General features: G+C 66.4%; 19 protein-coding genes and 2 pseudogenes. 14 read left to right on the top strand and 7 right to left on the bottom strand.

Annotation, left to right across the window (positions count from 1 at the left end; translation table 11 throughout):
* Positions 1 to 72: 72 nt before the first annotated feature.
* From HYG77_RS32620 to HYG77_RS32595, 6 genes are all read left to right on the top strand, one after another.
* Positions 73 to 585 (top strand): flavin reductase family protein, encoded by a 513-nt coding sequence (locus HYG77_RS32620; protein ID WP_208963782.1) that lies wholly within the window; start codon positions 73 to 75, stop codon positions 583 to 585.
* Positions 582 to 1,502 (top strand): alpha/beta hydrolase, encoded by a 921-nt coding sequence (locus HYG77_RS32615; RefSeq protein ID WP_208963781.1) that lies wholly within the window; start codon positions 582 to 584, stop codon positions 1,500 to 1,502. The genes HYG77_RS32620 and HYG77_RS32615 overlap by 4 nt, the downstream gene beginning before the upstream one ends.
* A complete protein-coding gene (locus HYG77_RS32610; protein WP_208963780.1) occupies positions 1,499 to 2,296 on the top strand; it encodes an enoyl-CoA hydratase-related protein in 798 nt (265 codons plus the stop codon). The genes HYG77_RS32615 and HYG77_RS32610 overlap by 4 nt, the downstream gene beginning before the upstream one ends.
* Positions 2,283 to 2,921 carry a 3,4-dihydroxy-2-butanone-4-phosphate synthase gene (locus HYG77_RS32605; RefSeq protein ID WP_208963779.1) on the top strand — a complete coding sequence of 213 codons (639 nt, stop codon included), beginning with the start codon at positions 2,283 to 2,285 and terminating at the stop codon, positions 2,919 to 2,921. Before HYG77_RS32610 ends, HYG77_RS32605 begins: the two co-directional genes overlap by 14 nt.
* 50 nt (positions 2,922 to 2,971) lie before the next feature.
* Positions 2,972 to 4,669 (top strand): FAD-dependent oxidoreductase, encoded by a 1,698-nt coding sequence (locus HYG77_RS32600; RefSeq protein ID WP_208963778.1) that lies wholly within the window; start codon positions 2,972 to 2,974, stop codon positions 4,667 to 4,669.
* Positions 4,670 to 5,591: 922 nt separating this feature from the next.
* Entirely contained in the window at positions 5,592 to 5,831 is a 240-nt protein-coding gene (locus tag HYG77_RS32595; protein ID WP_208964239.1) for a hypothetical protein, read from the top strand.
* Here the strand turns inward: HYG77_RS32595 and HYG77_RS40110 are convergent.
* Positions 5,831 to 5,971 (bottom strand): annotated as a pseudogene (locus HYG77_RS40110) (twin-arginine translocase subunit TatC); the annotation flags it as partial. The gene HYG77_RS32595 and the pseudogene HYG77_RS40110 sit on opposite strands and share 1 nt — an antisense overlap.
* A 145-nt stretch (positions 5,972 to 6,116) precedes the next feature.
* Here HYG77_RS40110 and HYG77_RS32590 point away from each other — a divergent pair.
* Positions 6,117 to 6,287, top strand: coding sequence for a hypothetical protein (locus HYG77_RS32590; RefSeq protein ID WP_208963777.1), 171 nt, complete (start codon positions 6,117 to 6,119; stop codon positions 6,285 to 6,287).
* A gap of 202 nt (positions 6,288 to 6,489) precedes the next feature.
* A complete protein-coding gene (locus tag HYG77_RS32585) occupies positions 6,490 to 7,155 on the top strand; it encodes an HNH endonuclease (RefSeq protein ID WP_208963776.1) in 666 nt (221 codons plus the stop codon).
* Between the two features lie 127 nt (positions 7,156 to 7,282).
* On the opposite strand, the gene HYG77_RS32580 is transcribed toward HYG77_RS32585, so the two are convergent.
* Positions 7,283 to 8,317: a DUF4268 domain-containing protein gene (locus HYG77_RS32580; RefSeq protein WP_244461455.1), complete on the bottom strand. Its 1,035-nt coding sequence runs from the start codon at positions 8,315 to 8,317 to the stop codon at positions 7,283 to 7,285.
* 259 nt (positions 8,318 to 8,576) lie between these two features.
* On the bottom strand, positions 8,577 to 8,942 hold the full coding sequence (locus HYG77_RS32575) for a hypothetical protein (RefSeq protein ID WP_208963775.1): 366 nt from the start codon (positions 8,940 to 8,942) through the stop codon (positions 8,577 to 8,579).
* Between the two features lie 272 nt (positions 8,943 to 9,214).
* Between HYG77_RS32575 and HYG77_RS32570 the strand changes: the two genes are divergently transcribed.
* The 5 genes and pseudogenes from HYG77_RS32570 (at position 9,215) to HYG77_RS32550 (ending at position 12,301) form a co-directional block, all read left to right on the top strand.
* On the top strand, positions 9,215 to 10,390 hold the full coding sequence (locus tag HYG77_RS32570; RefSeq protein WP_208963774.1) for an AAA family ATPase: 1,176 nt from the start codon (positions 9,215 to 9,217) through the stop codon (positions 10,388 to 10,390).
* A 245-nt stretch (positions 10,391 to 10,635) separates the two neighbouring features.
* Positions 10,636 to 11,172: pseudogene (locus HYG77_RS32565) on the top strand (SOS response-associated peptidase); the annotation flags it as partial.
* 239 nt (positions 11,173 to 11,411) lie between these two features.
* Positions 11,412 to 11,744: a hypothetical protein gene (locus tag HYG77_RS32560; protein ID WP_208963773.1), complete on the top strand. Its 333-nt coding sequence runs from the start codon at positions 11,412 to 11,414 to the stop codon at positions 11,742 to 11,744.
* Between the two features lie 162 nt (positions 11,745 to 11,906).
* On the top strand, positions 11,907 to 12,047 hold the full coding sequence (locus HYG77_RS32555) for a hypothetical protein (protein WP_208963772.1): 141 nt from the start codon (positions 11,907 to 11,909) through the stop codon (positions 12,045 to 12,047).
* A gap of 2 nt (positions 12,048 to 12,049) precedes the next feature.
* Complete coding sequence (locus HYG77_RS32550) at positions 12,050 to 12,301, top strand: hypothetical protein (protein WP_208963771.1); 252 nt, start codon at positions 12,050 to 12,052, stop codon at positions 12,299 to 12,301.
* Between the two features lie 87 nt (positions 12,302 to 12,388).
* Here HYG77_RS32550 and HYG77_RS40105 read toward each other — a convergent pair whose 3' ends face one another.
* Positions 12,389 to 12,592, bottom strand: coding sequence for a hypothetical protein (locus HYG77_RS40105; RefSeq protein WP_244461454.1), 204 nt, complete (start codon positions 12,590 to 12,592; stop codon positions 12,389 to 12,391).
* Here HYG77_RS40105 and HYG77_RS32545 point away from each other — a divergent pair.
* Positions 12,572 to 12,916 carry a hypothetical protein gene (locus HYG77_RS32545; RefSeq protein ID WP_244461453.1) on the top strand — a complete coding sequence of 115 codons (345 nt, stop codon included), beginning with the start codon at positions 12,572 to 12,574 and terminating at the stop codon, positions 12,914 to 12,916. The two genes, HYG77_RS40105 and HYG77_RS32545, sit on opposite strands and share 21 nt — an antisense overlap.
* Positions 12,917 to 13,344: 428 nt before the next feature.
* Here HYG77_RS32545 and HYG77_RS32540 read toward each other — a convergent pair whose 3' ends face one another.
* From HYG77_RS32540 to HYG77_RS32530, 3 genes are read right to left on the bottom strand one after another with little or no spacing between them, the layout of a single operon-like run.
* Positions 13,345 to 15,333, bottom strand: coding sequence for an acetoacetate--CoA ligase (locus tag HYG77_RS32540; protein ID WP_208963770.1), 1,989 nt, complete (start codon positions 15,331 to 15,333; stop codon positions 13,345 to 13,347).
* Complete coding sequence (locus tag HYG77_RS32535; protein WP_208963769.1) at positions 15,323 to 16,246, bottom strand: VOC family protein; 924 nt, start codon at positions 16,244 to 16,246, stop codon at positions 15,323 to 15,325. Before HYG77_RS32535 ends, HYG77_RS32540 begins: the two co-directional genes overlap by 11 nt.
* A 25-nt stretch (positions 16,247 to 16,271) precedes the next feature.
* A complete protein-coding gene (locus tag HYG77_RS32530; protein ID WP_208963768.1) occupies positions 16,272 to 17,138 on the bottom strand; it encodes a fumarylacetoacetate hydrolase family protein in 867 nt (288 codons plus the stop codon).
* Positions 17,139 to 17,142: the final 4 nt, after the last annotated feature.

Raw genomic sequence — 17,142 nt, 5'->3', positions numbered from 1 at the left:
TGCCGCACCGGCGGTGCGGCACCCGCGTTCCAATCCTCCATCCAGCATCACCACGTACGAAAGGCATCCGACATGCCCGCACAGCAACTCGACGAACTGGCAACGCGCTTCCGCGACGCCATGGCCGCGGTGTGCACACCGGTCGCGGTCGTGACCGCGATGGACGGGGACCGTCCCCATGGCACGACCGTCAGTGCCTTCGCGTCGCTGTCGATGTCGCCGCCGTCGGTGCTGGTCTCCCTCGATCGGGGATCGGATCTGCTGGCACTGGTCCTCGAATCGGGGCGCTTCGGGATGAACGTCCTCGGCAGTGGGCAGTCGGCGCTCGCCGGACAGTTCGCGCGCAAGGGGCAGGACAAATTCCAGGACGTGGCGTGGCGGGTCGACGGGGGAGTGCCGCGTATCGCCGATGTCCCGCACTGGATCGCTGCCGAGGTGATGGAAACCCTGGAGGTGGCCGACCACACGGTCGTGTTCGGGCGCGTCGTGGACATCGCCAGCGAAACGATTCCGCCCCTGACCTACCACGGCAGGGCTTTCGGCACCCACGCGGCGCTCGCGACCACGGGCAGGGCGCAAGCATGACTCACTCGGAAATCGCCGACTCCGCAGTCGATCACGACGGTGCGCTCGAACGTGCCCGAAACTCCTTCGCCGCGGTATTCGGCAACGGCCGCCTCACGCTCGAACAACTCCGGCACAACCTCGATGCCATGATGCTCGAATCCAGCCTTGCCGAAGATGTTTCGGTCGACGAACTCGTCGTCGGCGGCGTCGAGGCCTTGCGCGTCCTGGCCGGATCCGCGATCGACGACAACGTCCTTGTCTGGTTCCATGGTGGCGGTTACGTCATGGGCTCCGCACACGGATACCGCCACGCCGCCGCAGCCCTGTCCCGGGCGCTCGGGTCCGCCGTCATCCTGCCCGACTACCGGCTCGCTCCGGAACATCCGTTTCCCGCCGCACTCGAGGACGCGGCGGCCGTGGTAGACGCCTTGATCGCCGAATACGGACCCGAGCACACGGCCGTCGGCGGTGATTCCGCCGGCGGTGGCCTGACGGTGTCCGTCCTGGTCGACGCCCGCAACCGCGGCGCCACGCTGCCTGCGGTCGCCGTCGCGGTGTCTCCCCTCGCCGATTTCACGGCATCCGGAGAAAGCGTCGCCACCAACCGGGACACCGACCCGGTCATCACGGAACGCTCGCTCGGCATGCTCGCCGCCACATACCTCCGCGGGCACGACCATGGCCACCCCCTTGCCTCTCCGGTCTTCGCCGACCTCACCGGCCTGCCTCCGATCCTGCTGCTGGCCAGCGACAGCGAAATCCTGCTCGACGATGCGGTCCGGATCCACCATGCGGTGCAGTCCGGGGGCGGCGCGAGCACGCTGTCCGTCTACCCGGACACCTGCCATGCGTGGACGCTCTTCACCGACTTTCTCCCTCGAGCACGCGACGGCGTCGCCGAGATCGCTGACTTCTTCCGGAAGGTTCTTCCATGACTGTGAGTATCGTCGACGACAAATCGGTGCGGCACATCCTGATCGATCGTCCCGAACGCATGAACGCCGTCGACAAGGATACCTTGCACAAGGTCTCCGATGCCGTCCAGAGTGCCGGCGAGGATCCCGCCGTGCGAGTGATCGTGCTCTCGGGGTCCGGCCGGGCCTTCTGCGCCGGAGGAGATCTCGATGTCGAGGACCCGCTGTCGGTCGAGAACACTGCCAGCACCTCCGACGCGGCTTCCCGGTGCATCATCGCGATCACGCGGGTCTCACGTCCGGTCGTCGCCGCTGTCCGCGGACCAGCTGTAGGAGTGGGGGTCTCGCTTGCCCTCGCCGCCGATCTCACTGTCGTCCGATCCGACGCCTTCTTCTCGATGCCGTTCACCTCGATCGGGTTGATGCCCGACGGCGGTGCGACGGCACTGGTCGCCGCATCGGCTGGCCGCGCGATCTCGATGCGGATGTCGCTGCTCGGAGAACGCCTGAGCGCACAGGAGGCCGAGCGGGCCGGACTGGTGGCGGCAGTGTACGAGCAGGACGTGTTCGAGTCGGAACTCGAAAAACTCACGACACGCCTGAGCGGAATCTCCCTCGACTCGATCATCGAAACCAAACGCGCCATCAACGATGCGAGTCTGCGCGAACTCGAGGACGCATTTGCCCGTGAGCGCGATGGCCAAATGCGATTGACGACCAGGGACGACTTCCGTTCCGCAATCCTGGCCTTCACAGCCAAGCGCTCTCGGCCGCAATCCGCAACCAACGCAAGGAGCGGCAATGTCGATCGCTGAGATCAGCTATATGCCCCGGCTCGATCCGCGGTGCACTGTCCAGGCTCGCGTCGAACGGGCGGTGGCCGATATCACCGCCGGAAAATCGATCGTTCTGTTCGATCCCGCTTGCGGAGAAGCGAGTCTCGTCGTTGCTGCCGAGTTCGCGACCACCGACTCCCTGGCGTTCATGATTCGGCACACCTCAGGGTTAGTGAAAGTCGCGGTACCTGAAGAAGACTGCATCCGTCTCCAACTACCCCAGATGTGGCAACTTGTCGCCCCGGTGGTGAGTTCGATCCCGGCGGTGACCGTGGACGCCGCGGAAGGTATCGGTACCGGAATCTCAGCAGCCGACCGAGCGCACACCATCAGGACCATCGCAGACCCACGTACCGTTCCGTCCGGGCTTTCCCGGCCGGGACACGTGGCCCCGATCATTGCCCGAAACGCAGGGTCGGGCACGGCCGAAACGATAGTGCGCTTGGTGCAAGCGGCCAACATGCGACCGATGGCCACCATGTGCGAACTCGTTTCCCCAATCGATGCGACGAGGATGGCGAGCGAAGGAGAGGCCAGCGACTTCGCGCGAGATCACGCGTTGACCTACCTCTCGGTATCCGATATAGCGATGCGCGTGCACTGAGTGCCGGATTCCCAGTCACCGATCCGGTTGCTTTCCTCTGAGGAGTTTCCATGTCTTTTGTTGTGACACAGCCCTGCTGCAACGACGCCAGCTGTGTCCCGGTGTGCCCTGTCAACTGCATCCGCCCTACCCCAGATGATCCGGAGTTTCGCACGACAGAAATGCTCTACATCGATCCGCAAACCTGCATCGACTGCGGCGCGTGCATGGAAGCGTGCCCCGTCGAGGCGATCCACCACGAGGACGAACTCCCGGAACACCAGTCGCGGTACCGCGAGATCAACGCCGAGTACTTCCGTCACCATCCGCTCGACTCCTCCGTACCACCGTTCGACAAGCCGACACCGGTAAAAGCACCGAAGCCGAACGCGCCTCTGCGAGTGGCCATCGTCGGCTCGGGACCGGCCGGTGTGTACGCCGCGGCCGAGCTGCTCGGCAGAATACCGAGCCGCAGCGTCGAGATCGAGATGTTCGATCGTCTGCCCACCCCGTGGGGACTCGTGCGCGCTGGGGTCGCCCCCGATCATCTCGGCACGAAGGCAATCACCGAAGTGTTCCGCAAGATCGCTGCGAAGCCCGGGTTCCGATTCCACCTCAATGTCGAGATCGGCCGGCATCTCACCAATCACGAACTGCTCGCCCACCACCATGCCGTGATCTATGCCGTCGGCGCACTCGAGGACCGCGAACTCGACATCCCTGGAACGGAGCTGCCGGGCAGTGGAGGAGCCACCGAGTTCGTTGCCTGGTACAACGGGCACCCCGATTTCGCGCACCGGACATTCGATCTCGGGTGCGAGCGTGCGGTGATCATCGGGAACGGGAACGTCGCCCTGGATGTCGCCCGGCTACTCGTCACCGATCCTGATGAGCTGGTTCGAACCGATATGGCCGAGCACGCAATGGAAGCTTTGCGCAAGAGCAAGATTCGAGAGGTCGTCGTACTGGGGAGGCGGGGGGTCACGCAGGCTGCATACACCACGCCCGAGCTCCTGGCACTCGGCTCCATCCCGGGTGTCGACATCGTGGCCGATACAGGCGAGTTCGACCTCACAGACACGACCGACGCTGACCGGTCCTTTTCGGCGGACCTCAAGACCCGGATCGCCCGAGAGTACGCCGAGGTCGTCCCCAATCCGGGGCACAAGCGCATTGTCCTGCGGTACCTGGCGTCGCCGACCCGGATTCTCGGTAAGGATCGTGTCGAGGGCGTCGAGATCGTCCGTAACGAGCTGGTCCGGACCGAGGACGGTGCACTCGCGGCCCTGGCCACCGAACATCGGGAAGTCCTCGAGGCCGGGCTGATACTGAGGTCGATCGGTCTGCGCGGCACCGCCGTACCGGATGTGCCCTTCGACGACGTCGCAGGGAGGATCCCCAACGTTGATGGCAGGATCGTCGATCCGGACTCCGCGGCGACGATTCCGGGCTTGTACACCACAGGATGGGTCAAACGCGGGCCCTCGGGTGTGATCGGCACTAACAAGCAATGCGCCCACGACACGGTGGCAGCGTTGATCGACGACATGGTCGGGGGCCGGCTACCGCAGCCGAAGTTTGGTGACGGAGAGGCTCTGGCCACGTTGGTCCATAAACGCCGCCCCGAGGTTGTCGACCGCAAAGGCTGGTTGGCAATCGATGCGGAGGAACGGTCGCGGGGACGTGAGCGCGGCCGACCTCGAGTCAAGCTCACCGATATCAAGGAGATGCTCGATATCGCACACACGGTGATAAACACGGCGAAATAGAGCGCGATCAAGTGCTGCCAACCAAACGGTCGAATATGGCGTCCGCAGCGTGCAGAGCCGCTGGACCTACCGGTGTCTCGCTCTAGATTCCGGACTCCGAGAAGATGTGGCCGGCCTTGCGCCCGTTGACTTACCAACCTACAGTCAGAACCCTGCGCGTAGTCGGGTCAACCTGACGAAGAACCGTCGGTTTGCCTGCCCAGTGGCTGGGACTGACGGGAGTCCCCCAGTTGTGGGGCAGAGCGTCAGGGATTGGCCTCGAGGCGGTCGCTTCGGCGCATCAGGTGGTTGCGGCTCCACGGACACAACTGCCAGCACCGGATCGGTGCAGGCGATTCCTCCGGGCGCATTCGTTCACACTCATCAGGTTTCCGCTTTTCTGCCTTCGATTGTGCGACGAAATTTGTGTGCTGTCGCCCACACCATGTTCTTGAGGAAATCCATGGCTGCGGGAATCGTAAAGCCCTGTCGCTGCGTCGACGCCCATAGATGTGCGGTGTCGGTGCTGACGGTGAGTTGGAAGTCCAGACTTCGAAGCGTGGTACTCGGCGACGATATCGTCCCGGTGGTCGTCCCATCGAAAGCCCCTCCATCCCTTGGGGTGTTGCGTCCACCGGTTGAACCCGGTGTGTCTCCGTGCCCAGGTTTACGGAGCAGGGTCATGGACGGCATTGACGGTGAAGTCGAGCGTGCCGATGTGTTTCCGGCTCACCGTGGCCGATCTTGCGCTCGAAGACGACGCCCCGGCGGACGACGAGGTGGAAGAACTGCTGATCGAGGTGGAAATTAGTAGGCGACGACGGGGACGGCCAAGAAAAACCCCGCCGAGCTCGCCCGAGGACGTGGCTGATCCGACCGGTTACAGGATGCAGAGTCAATTCGATTGCGCACCGCTGTTGCCTCAGCCGTCATCGCCCCCGTGATGCTCGTGGGAGCCGGCACCGCAACAGCCGCACCCACGGTCACCGCGGGCGGCAAAGGCGAGATCAGCATTGCGATACCGGCGGGGGAGGGCTGGAATTGCTTCGCACTCGACTCGAATTTCGGACTGAAAGCCGGCGTCGGAAAGATCGGCGGTTTCGCGTCTGGATCTAATGTGACCGTCTTCTGCTTCGGAAGTGTGGCCCCGTTCTTCTTTACCGGGAGCGTCAAGGTCACGTAACCGACCGCGGTAGTGACGAGGATCGCCAGCACGGACAGGAGCAGTCGCGTGCGCAACTCGTAAAGGTGATCGACCAACGACATGGTGCCGTCGGGATTGGTCCTCCGCTTGCTGTGTCGCGGATCGAACGGAATACGCACTATGGGCCCTAGTCAACTCGTCCGGCCGGTCCCGCATTTCCTCTACGAGCGACGGGCTGCCTGGCGCCCCGGCCTTTCGATCTGCCGACCGCGCCCGGAACATGGCGTGTAGCAACGACCCCCGGATGCCGTGACTGCGCGTACCGTGACCGTTCGACCCGACGGCACTCGGGTCGGGACCGGACCCCATCAGCCGGGCGCACGGTCGTCGGGGGTGGTGGGTCTTGTCCTTCCTGCCATCGCGATGTGTTCGACCGGCATCGTCGACGTCTGCGGCGCGGCGGGTGAAACGGCCATCACCCTCGCTGCGATTTGACGGGTAGGGGGCTGCGAAACGAGGTGTCCCATGTTGGCCTGGGAAGTGTGGTTCCCCTTGATGATTCCGCTCGTGCGATGGCTCCGGTCGTTGCAGTGACCGCCACCAGGAAGGGTGCGCGCTCAGCGGTGAGAGGCCGACCACGGGGTTGTCGCAGCGCCGGCGGTCGTTCGCCGGGGCGTGGCAGCGCGAAGGATTGCCCGTGACGCCGTCGACAACGCCGACAGGGCCCGGGCAAGACTCACCCGGCCACACCGGTAGCCACGCGCCGCCGGGTGTCGGACCCGGCACCGCGCTGCCGGATCTGCTGCACGACATCGTCGAGGCGCTCATCGAGGCGCGGGCCGCCGACGCGTGGCGGGCGATGGACAGTATTGCGTTCGAGAGACGGGAGGCGACGCGACGCCGGGCTCCGCGGGAGAGGGACCTGGCCGCGATTTATGACCAGGATCGATACCTGTGCCGTTACTGCGGGATCAAGACCATTTTAACGCCGGTGATGCGCCTGCTTTCCGCGAATTTTCCTGACCAATTTCCGTTCCATCCCAACTGGAAGACGACCGACACGCATCCCGCGTACTGGTCACTGTCGGCCACCCACGACCATGTCGTACCGCTCTCACACGGGGGCGACCCGCTCGGTGCCGGGAACATCGTGACCGCGTGCTGGCCGTGCAATTCGCGTAAGTCCGGCCTTCTCCTCGACGATGTGGGCTTCGTCGTGCGTGAGGTCGAAGAGTCGACGTGGCGGGGTCTCGCCGACCTCTACCCTGCGTTGTGGGAGGAGTCCGGTCGCCCGGTCCTGAGCCGTGGTGATCGGTCCTGGCTCAACGCGGTGACCGCGCTGTACGGGCCGGCGTCCTCGTGAGGTCGTACAACGCTGACCACCCGGGCACGGGCGGAGGTCTCAACTGAGTTCGATCCATCGCTCATGCCTGTGTGAAAGGTGCACGCGAACCGGTCGAGGGGCCGAAAATGCCGGGCTGGCTCGGTGGTCAGATCTGCGACTCCCGCGGTGGTGCCGGGTCGGCGTACTCGGCGCGCCGGACTTTCGCTGCCGCGCGCAGGGGCGTGTTCAGGGTGTTGTACATGGTGACCAGCGTGTCGATGGCCCATTGGCGGGCTGCGTCGCGGTCGGCAGGATCGTCGAGGTCGACGGATCTGTACGCAGCAATGCGGGAGGCTCTGCGGTCGTCGAGCCGTTCCCACGACAGCTCTTGTCCGGCGTGGGCCTGCCACGAGGCGGCGTCGGCGACGAATTCGTCGAACAGGGCGTTGTTGATGTCGGCGTTGTAGGTGTCGATGTAGGCCTCGACTCGCATGCGGTCGTCGCTGATGCTCATGCCCCAGGTTCCGAAAGGACTACCAGCAAAGGAGATCCAGTTCCCTTTCTGGGGTTTCGGTACCGAGATGGCGGGCTGGCGGGTGTTCGCGGCGGTGAGGACCTCGTGGAACAACGCTTGGCGGGCAGTGTTCGCCGGGGTTGCGGTTGCGGTGCGGGCTTCGGCGGCGGTGCCGGCGGTCTTGACGGTTTTCTGCCAGTCGTTGGGGCGGGAGACGATGTCGAAGACCGGCGCCGGGGGTCCGTGGCCGATCTGGACGATGCCGATTTCGACTCCGAAGAAGCCGAGGTCGCTGTCGGTGTGTTCGTTGAGCCAGTCGAGGGCGCTGCGGAACTCTTCGCGGAAGTTGGGGGCGACCCAGATGACGGTGGAGGCGTCGAGGCCGGAGGCGTAGACCAAGCATTGTCCGAGGTGGCCGTGATCGGTGCGTTCGAGTTGGTTCTCGATGACGACGGAGCGGTCGTTGCCGTCTTTGGCGTGGATGTCGAGGCGGAAGTCGCCGATCCGCACTTCGGTGGCGACGACGGTCAGAGTCATTTCGAGGGCGTCGGCGAGGACGTCGATGTTTTCGGCGAGCCAGGGGGTGAAGTCGCCGGACTCGGAGGTCCACACCGTTCTGGCGTCCGCGATGCGGCGGAGCCTGCCCAGGTTCTTGCTGTCGAGTTCGTCCATGTCGACTCGCCCCACTTTCGCGCACGGTCCTTCGCTGTGGGGTCAGCGTACGTGCCGTCCGACCGGTGTCGGCGCCGAGTTCATGACCGGAATGAGCCTGTGTGTGGTGCAGATAGACCGCAGCCACGCACAGGGACAGCGGCGTCCGCGGTCACCACGCCCGTTTCCGCGGCATCGGTGCTCCAGGGTGGATGCTGCGCGGCGTAGAACGGCCACCGCGCCCGCGCCGCCGCGGTGGACGAGGGTTCCGGCGCGTGTCTTCCCGCGGAGCGGGTCATGTTCCCTGGGCGTTCGATGAGGGTGGGGCGTGTGGGTTCGGCGGGCCGCCGGAGGTGACGGTGAGTGTCCAGTCGCGGCGTTCGGTGACGACGCGGTGTAGGTGCTGTGCCCAGCGGCGGCGTTCGTCGCCACTGCGATCGTGGGTGATCGTGATTCGTCTGGTCCACCTTTCGGGTATCCCGCGGTCGTTGATCGCCAGCCCGATGACAACCCGAAGATCGGGATCGGGCGTTCCGGTGACCACGATGCGTCCGGGTTCGCCGCCCATCTCCATCCGGGCCCCGAGTACCGCGGCGACTGCTTCGGCCACCTCGAGCACGGACTGCGCCCCGAGCACGTCGATGTAGTCGACTTCGGTCATCTCGGTCCTCCATTTCGTGCCGGCCGCATATTGCCGGCACCTGGAACCGAATCACATCACGCACGTCGGTCGACGGCTCGGGTGGCACCGGCGGCCCGTGCATCAGCGGCTGGAACGGGTCGGGCGCTTCGGGCTCCGGCCACACCGGGTCGGGTGCACGCCTCTGCCGTTACCCCGTGCGACCGAGCGCACGGTGCGTTGCGTGAGCGTGAGGTGCGGTCGTATCGGTCTTTATAAAGGGACTTCTTATAGAGACTGATAATGTCTGATGAATGGATCCTGTCCTCAACCCGTTCAAGCCCGGAGCCGGTCTGCGCCCGCCCATTCTCGCTGGTCGCGACACTCTGTTCGGGGACTTCGACATCGTTCGCCGGCGTATCACCGAACTGGGCGAAGGTGACCGCAGCTGGATTCTCACGGGACTGCGCGGGGTCGGCAAGACCGTGTTGATCGGGGAACTCGCCCGCACTGCGATCAACGGTGGCTGGATCGTCGCCAAGCTGGAGGTCCGCAAGGGTCATCCCATGGCCGAGGAACTCGCCACCACGCTCGCCACCAGCCTGCGGGGCGCGACGCGACGATTCGACCCGCGCAAACTCACCCAACTGTTGGGCGTGTTCAAGTCGTTCACGGTGTCGCTGAACGTGGGTGTCGTTACCCTCGGCGTCGATATCGACCCGGCTGCCGGGTTCGCGGACACCGGCCGGTTGTCCACCGACCTGACCGACCTGTTCGTCGTTCTCGGTGAGACCGTGCGTGAGCTGGGTGTCGGTGCGCTCATCCTGATCGACGAGCTGCAGGAGGCCACGGCCGACGAGATGGCGGCGGTCAGCACCGCCATCCATCAGATCAGTCAGACCTCGCCGGTGTTGCCCCTGTTCCTGGTCGGCGCGGGCCTGCCGTCGCTGCCGTCGCAGTTGGCCACGGCCAACAGTTACGCCGAGCGGCTGTACCAGTTCCGGGCATTGTCGACCCTGAGCGAGCTGGACTCGCGTGCGGCACTCGTGCAACCGGTCATCGAACGGGACGCCGAATGGGACGAACCGGCACTGCGACTGGCTCTGGACGCAGCGAACGGTTACCCCTATTTCCTGCAGGAGGTGGGGAAGGCGGTGTGGAACAACGCCTTAGGCCCGGTCTTCACCGTCGAGGACGCGCAGGTCGGCACCGAAATCGCGCGAGCGGAAGTCAATGCTGGTCTCTACCAGTCGCGGTGGGACCGTGCGACACCGGCGCAGAAGGACTTGCTGCGTGCCCTGGCGGAGGAAGGCGTTGGCGATGGTGTCGTCGTCCGAGACTTGGCCAGGGCCATGGGCAAGCCCAGCGCGTCGGCGCTGTCGGTGCCGCGTGACGAACTGATCAAGAAGGGCCTTGTCTACGCGCCCGAACGAGGAGTCCTCGCCTTCACGGTTCCGGGTTTCCACCAGTTCATCCGCGAACAAGACTGACCTGATTGCTCGATGTGGCCGTGCCGCGCCGTGGCACCGCCTCCTCGATTGCGCGCCGAGATCGGCCTGCGTGGCCGTGGGGGTTGCGCGGGCCACGACTACGAGGTGTCTCAGGTGGGGAGTTCTGTGAAGCAGGTAAGCGCGGCGACGAGTTGGAGGAATCCGGCACCGAACAGGGCCCACTGTGAAGGGCGCGCTCGCTGTGAGCAAGGTGCCGTCCGGGGCTGGCGCGATGTTCCAGGGATCGGGACGAGCCGGACGCGGCACCGGTCACACAGCTCAGGACGCTGACCTGGGGATTGGTGCCCTCATGGTCGAAACAAGCCAAGCTCGGCCGCCTGATCAACGCACGCTCGGAGTCGGTGACCGAACGCCCCTCGTTTCGGGCCGCGGCCTCGAAACGTCGGTGCCTATTGCCCGCCGATGGGTACTTCGAGTGGGAGAAACGCGACGGCAAGAAGATCCCGCATTATTAACACGGCGACGGGGTGCTCGCGATGGCCGGCCGGTACGAGCTGTGGCGCGATCGTGAGCTGCCCGAGGACGACCCGAACGCCTGGTTGTGGACGGCGACGATCTTGACCCGGCCCGCTACGGATGCGCTCGGACGCATCCATGACCGCTGCCCGGTGGTGTTGCCGGCGACGTTCCAGGAGCACTGGCTCGACCCGGATCTTACCGACAAGGACGACGTCAAGGCGCTACTTGCGTCGGTGCCCGATCCGGTCCTGCAGACCTACGAGGTCAGTACCGCCGTGAATTCCCCGCGCAACAACGGCCCCACCTGCTCGAGCCCGGGGCCTGACTCCGAGTTGGTGCATCTGGCCGCCAAACGCATCCTCCGCTTCCATCACAACATCGAGAACCGGATGCTCGACGCTATGTTCCGCGCCCAGAACAACCGGAAACACCTGCTCGCCAAACATGTCCGCCGTGAGCGGATTCGTTGGATGGACCGCGGCAACGGCACCTGACCTGAGAGAATGGGCGGTGGGTCGGGCCCCGCACCACCGGAGGACCCATGTCTCGGTTTCTGCGCCTCGCTGTCGTCGCGTCCACGGCAGCCGCTGCCCTGTCCCTGACCGCGGCGCACGCACACGCCGCCCCAGCTCCGAGTGGGTGCGACATACAGTTCTTCGCGGTCGGTGCCATGTCGACCTGTGCACCAGGATCGGTGAATTCCCACCAATTGGAACTGGTGTGCGTCCCGTTTACCAATTTGATTTATCCCGTCAACACCATCACCGTGTGGGGGCCGGAGGTGCCCACCTTCTTGCCCTCCATCGCACTGTGTCCGCCGCCCATCTACTTCGCGCTCGGCCCCCTGGGGGACACCCGGGTGCACACCCGATAGGACCAGCCCCCGGCTGCTCCTGCGCCGTACAACCGGTAATTGACCTGCGGAGATGGCACGTCCCCGGGGTCGGTGCCCCTGATCGGCTGCGGCCGCCAGTAGGGTTCTGCCTGCTGTATCGAGAACGCCTACGGCTATGTACCTACCGAAGGCGACCAGTCGATGGACGCGTACGCCAAGGGCAGTTGGGATGAGGTGCGGCGGGCGTATCGGCGGGGTTTGCTCTCCGACGACGAGTGGGACCTCCTGTTCGAGGGCACCCGCACCGCACGGCAGGCGCAGCGCGCTGCGGCCCGGCGGTGAGCGTGGCCTCAGAACCACTGTGCGAGGCGGTTTCTCGGCAATTGGTGCCCCTGGGGCGACACGGGCAGCCGCTGCACCCTGACAGTGGCCGGAGCACCCTCGACCTGTACGCGAATGATCGCCGGCGAGACCGGACGCTGCAGGAGGTCATCGAGTGGTATCTCGACCTCGCGGAGCCCGATCAAGGGCGGGCACTGCGCCGCGATTATTTCTGCGGGGCCGCCGGGGGCAGGCAAGTCGACGGCGCTGCGTGAGCGTCACCTGGTCGATACCAGCTACCGCTATCTGGACGCGGACATCGTCAAGGACGAACTTCTGCGCCGCGCCATCGCGGACGGTCACTACGCGGACCTGCTGTCGACGACGCTCGCCGATGCGCACCCCATAGCCCCCGGGAACTCGCGGCCCTGGTCCACGCCGAATCCACCGAAGTCATCGACGACGTCCGCGAGGTGTGCCTGCAACGACGCGAGAACGTCGTCATCGAAGGCACCCTGCAATGGGGTCCGCTCGGGGACATCCTCATGGCCCAGCTCAGTGAGCACGACTACACCGACGTGCGCATCGTCGACGTCGAAGTACCGGCGTCGATCGCCCATGAGCAGGCGGTGCGTTGGTGGTGGGAGGGCCGGCTCCGTGGGATCAGCGGACGGGACCGGATGGGCGTCAGGTTCACACCGCCCGCGGCGATCGCACGGCTTTATGAGCAGGGTGCGGTGAGCCGGTGCGCAGCCCACGCCCGCGCGGCGTTCGAAAGCTCGCTCGCAGCGGCGATCACACAGGTCACCCTCATCCACATCGACCGCAGACTCGGCGCCGAGCCGTTGGTCTCGCGGCGTGTCGACGGCAATCTGGTCGAAGGACGATAACCACCGCGCACAGCGGTATCGGGCGGCATAGGAACCTCGTGTTTCGGGGCCGTGGTGGGACGTCTGGGGGTGTGGAGTGGCGCCTGACTGTGGTCGCCGACGCGGTCGTTCGTGTGCTGGTCGACGCGATAATGGTCGTGCGGTCGAGACCATGCCGAGCGGGGACGGCAGGGAGACGACGAAAACCTCGCTCAATATGTGATCCACCCATCACGGCAACGTGCCCTTGTACAGCACCCGCATCGTCGCCATCGACGGCGAACTCGCCCACTCGACACCGACGGCTACCGCCCGCTCACGGCACCCTGATCAAGTAGCTTCGGGCGTCCCACAGGGACCGTCCGGGCGGATGCTCGCGCGATGGTCACGTGCAGCGTCGGCCGGCTGTCCGGGCCGGTCGGATGGTTGGCGGTGCCCACGCTGCCGGTTCACGAGGTGCGAGGAATGTCGTTGTGCAGGGCCCTCTTCCGGTGGGTTGCGATCTGGACGAACTGTGCGAGCGCGTCTGCGTCGTCGAGTGCGGCCGGGTTGGCGACGCTCGATGGTGCAGCGCCCTGGAGGACTCGCTTGATGGGGACTTCGAGGCGTTTGCCGGTCATGGTGTGGGGCAGGGCGGGTAGGGCGATGACGTCGTCGGGGACGTGGCGGGGGGAGACTTCGGAGCGGATCCGGCCGCGGATTCGGGCGATGAGGTCGGGGGTGAGGTCGTGTCCGTCCGCGAGGACCACGAAGAGCGGCATCCAGTAGCCGCCGTCGGGTTCCTCGACGCCGACGATGACTGCGTCGGCGATTTCGTCGAGTTGGTCGACGACTTCGTAGATTTCGGCGCTGCCCATGCGGACGCCGTACCGGTTCATGGTGGCGTCGGAGCGGCCGTGGACGATGACGCCGCCGCGGGTGTTGACGGTGACCCAGTCGCCGTGGCGCCACACGTTGGGGTAGGTGGAGAAGTAGGCGTCGCGGTAGCGGGCTCCGTCGGGGTCGTTCCAGAAGTGCAGTGGCATGGACGGCATCGGGCGGGTGACGACGAGTTCGCCGACCTCGTCGGTCACGGGTTGTCCGTGCCCGTCCCAGGATTCGAGGGCCACGCCGAGTAACCGGGCCTGCATCTCGCCGGGGTACGACGGGAGGGTGGGTACGCCGCCGGCGAATCCGGAGACGATGTCGGTGCCGCCGCTGGCGGCGGCGAGCCAGGTGGTGGGCAGGGTGTCGTGGATCCACTGGGAGGTGCTGGCGGGCAGTGGTGAGCCGGTGCTGCCGAGGCCGGTCAGCGCGAGGTCGTAGGCCGCGCCGAGGTGGGTGCCGTCCTTGTGGGCGGCGGTCAGGTAGGCGGCGCTGGTGCCCAGGAAGGTCAGCTGCTCGTGGGCGGCCAGTTGCCACAGGGCGCCGGGGTGGGGCCAGCCGGGGCTGCCGTCGTAGAGCACGATGGTGGCGCCGTGGAGCAGGCCGGAGACCTGGATGTTCCACATCATCCAGCTGGTGCTGGTGTACCAGGCGAAGCGGGAGGAGTCGTCGAGGTCGAGGTGGAGGCCGAGGAACTTGAGGTGCTCGAGGGTGACGCCGCCGTGGCCGTGCACGATGCCCTTGGGTCGGCCGGTGGTGCCGCTCGAGTACAGCACCCACAGCGGCTGGTCGAACGGCACCGGGGTCGTCGCGAGCGGGTGGTGGCCCTGGGTGAGGGTGTCGAAGTGTTCGGTGCCGGGTGGCTGGGCCTCGCCGAGGTGCGGCACCCACACGGTGGTGCGCACCGTGGGCAGCAGGCGCCGGAGTTCGGTGTTATGGGTGGAGCGGTCGTGTTCCTTGCCGGCGTAGCGGTAGCCGTCGGCGAGGAACAGCACGGTGGGTTCGAGTTGGCCGAGGCGGTCGGCGGCGCCGTCGGGTGAGTACTCCTGGGAGCAGGCAGACCAGGTGGCGCCGACGGCGGCGGTGGCGAGGAACGCGATGACGGTGGCGGTGATGTTCGGGAGGTAGCCGACCACACGGTCGCCCGGGCCGATGTTCTGGGTGCGGAGCCAGTGTGCGAGGGAGGCGACCTGGTTGCGGAGCTCGTCGCGGGTCACCTCGCGGCGGTGCCCGCCTTCGGAGACGGCGACGATCGCGGTCTTCTCGCCGGTGTGGCGCAGCGCCTGGTCGGTGTAGTTGAGTGTGGCGCCGGGGAACCACTGCGCCCCCGGCATCGCGTCGTCGGCCAGCACTCGTATTGCCGGCCGGCGGAAGCGCACGTCGTAGAAGTCGGCGATCGCCTGCCAGAACTCGTCGAGTTCGGTGGTCGACCAGCGCCAGAGTTCCTCGTAGCCGCCGAATTCACCGCGTCCCTCGGCGGCCAGCCACCGCCCGAACGCGTTGATCTGTGTTCGGGCGGCGGCGCCGGGTGTCGGGGTCCACGCCGGCACGGGGGCGGGGTCGTCAGCCGGCATTGTGGGCCCCGGTCATCATCGCGGCGACGTCCTCGGGCATGAGGAAGGACGGGGGTGGGGGCGGTCCCCAGTTGAACAGGCCTTTCACACCTTCCCAGGTGCCGGGCGTCCAGAGCGCGTCGTCGACGATGCAGTCGATGTCGGAGTAGTACTCGGAGAAGTTGCCGGCCGGGTCTTTCAGGTACCAGAAGAAGTTGGATCCGACGTGGTGGCGACCCAGGCCCCAGACGTGCCGCTCGGGGTTGTCCTCGAGCATCGCCATTGCGCCGCGGCCGATTTCGTCGATGTCCTCGACCTGCCAGGAGGTGTGGTGCAGGAAGTTCACCGGGGCCTGCTGGACCAGCACGTTGTGGTGGTCGGTCGAGCAGCGCATGAACGCGGCGATGGACGGGACGACGTCGCTGACCTTGAATCCGATGCCCTCGGTGAAGAACCGCTGGGTCGCGGCCTGGTCGGTCGACCCGATGACCACGTGACCGAGCTTGCGCGGGGTCACCGGGTCCTCGCGGACGATGCCCGGCGCCCGCACGTTGGGGCGGTCGATCCGGCCGGGCCCGTTGTACGGGGTGGGTGCGGTGCGCTGCTGCTCGATGCGCGGCGCCACCGAGATCACGGCGCGGAAGCCGGCGATCGGCTCCTCGGTGACCAGCGTGTCGGCGGTCCGCTCGACCGGCAGGTCCAAGGTGCGGAGCTTACCGGCGATGCGGTCGAGGTCATCGGGAGTCTCCGCGCCGATGCCGATCTCGACGAGGCGCCTGCGGGGTGCGTGGGTGAGTTTGAACTGTTCGCCGCCGTCGGTGGTGGCGAACGCGTTTTTACCGAGCGGTGTGAGACCGAAGTCGGTGTAGTAGGCGGCGGTCTCCTCGACGTTGGGGACGCCGACGGTGATCGAGGTGAGGCGGTGCAGAGCCATGGCGGGTGTCCTTCCCTGTCAGCTCTTACGAGGCGGATGCGGTGGTGTACGGGGGGCCGGGCACACATCGTTGACGGAGTGTGCCGATGCCCTCGATCCAGGTGACGACTTCCTCGCCGGGGACGAGGAACCGCTTCGGGTTCCGTCCGCCGCCCACGCCGCTGGGTGTGCCGGTGAAGATCAGGTCACCCGGCTGCAGCGGCAGGACCGCCGAGAGCCGCTCGATGAGAACCGGGACCGAAAAGATCAGGTCGCTGGTGCGGGCCTTCTGGACCTGCTCGCCGTTGATGCTGCAGCCGATCTCGAGGTCTGCGGGGTCCGGCAGCTCGTCGAGGGTGACGACGACCGGGCCGATCGGCGCGAAGCCGGGGAACGACTTGCCGAGGCTGAACTGCGGTGCGGGCGCGACGAGTTGCCGCGTGCGCTCGGAGTAGTCCTGCCCGACGGTCAGGCCGGCGACGTAGTCCCACGCGTCGGCCGCGGCGACATGGCGGGCCTCGCGGCCGATGACGACGACCAACTCGGCCTCCCAGTCGACGGTCTTCCCCGGTAGGGCGAGATCACCGACTGGACCGGTGATCGAGGTGCGGAACTTGGTGAAGACCGGCGGCTCGACCGGGAAGTCGAACCCGCTCTCGGTGGCGTGCGCGCGGTAGTTCAGGCCGATCGCGAACACCTGTCCCGGCTCCGGCACCGGTGCGCCGAGTTCGGTCTCGTCGTAGGACCGGCCGGACGGAAGCTCGGTCGATGCGGCCCAGGCGGTGAAGTCGGGCCACCGGCGGTAGATGGCGGTCGGGTCGGGCCCGAACTGGCCCCGGCTGGCCTCTTCGACGTCGACGGCACCGGTGTCGGTGACCAGGACGAGCCGTCCGGCGAGGTTGGCGATACGCATGGGG

This window comes from Rhodococcus sp. ZPP, assembly GCF_017656075.1.
Lineage (GTDB): Bacteria > Actinomycetota > Actinomycetes > Mycobacteriales > Mycobacteriaceae > Rhodococcus_F > Rhodococcus_F oxybenzonivorans.
The sequence above is the reverse complement of the archived record's forward strand: the minus strand, read 5'-3'. Positions and strand labels throughout refer to the sequence as shown.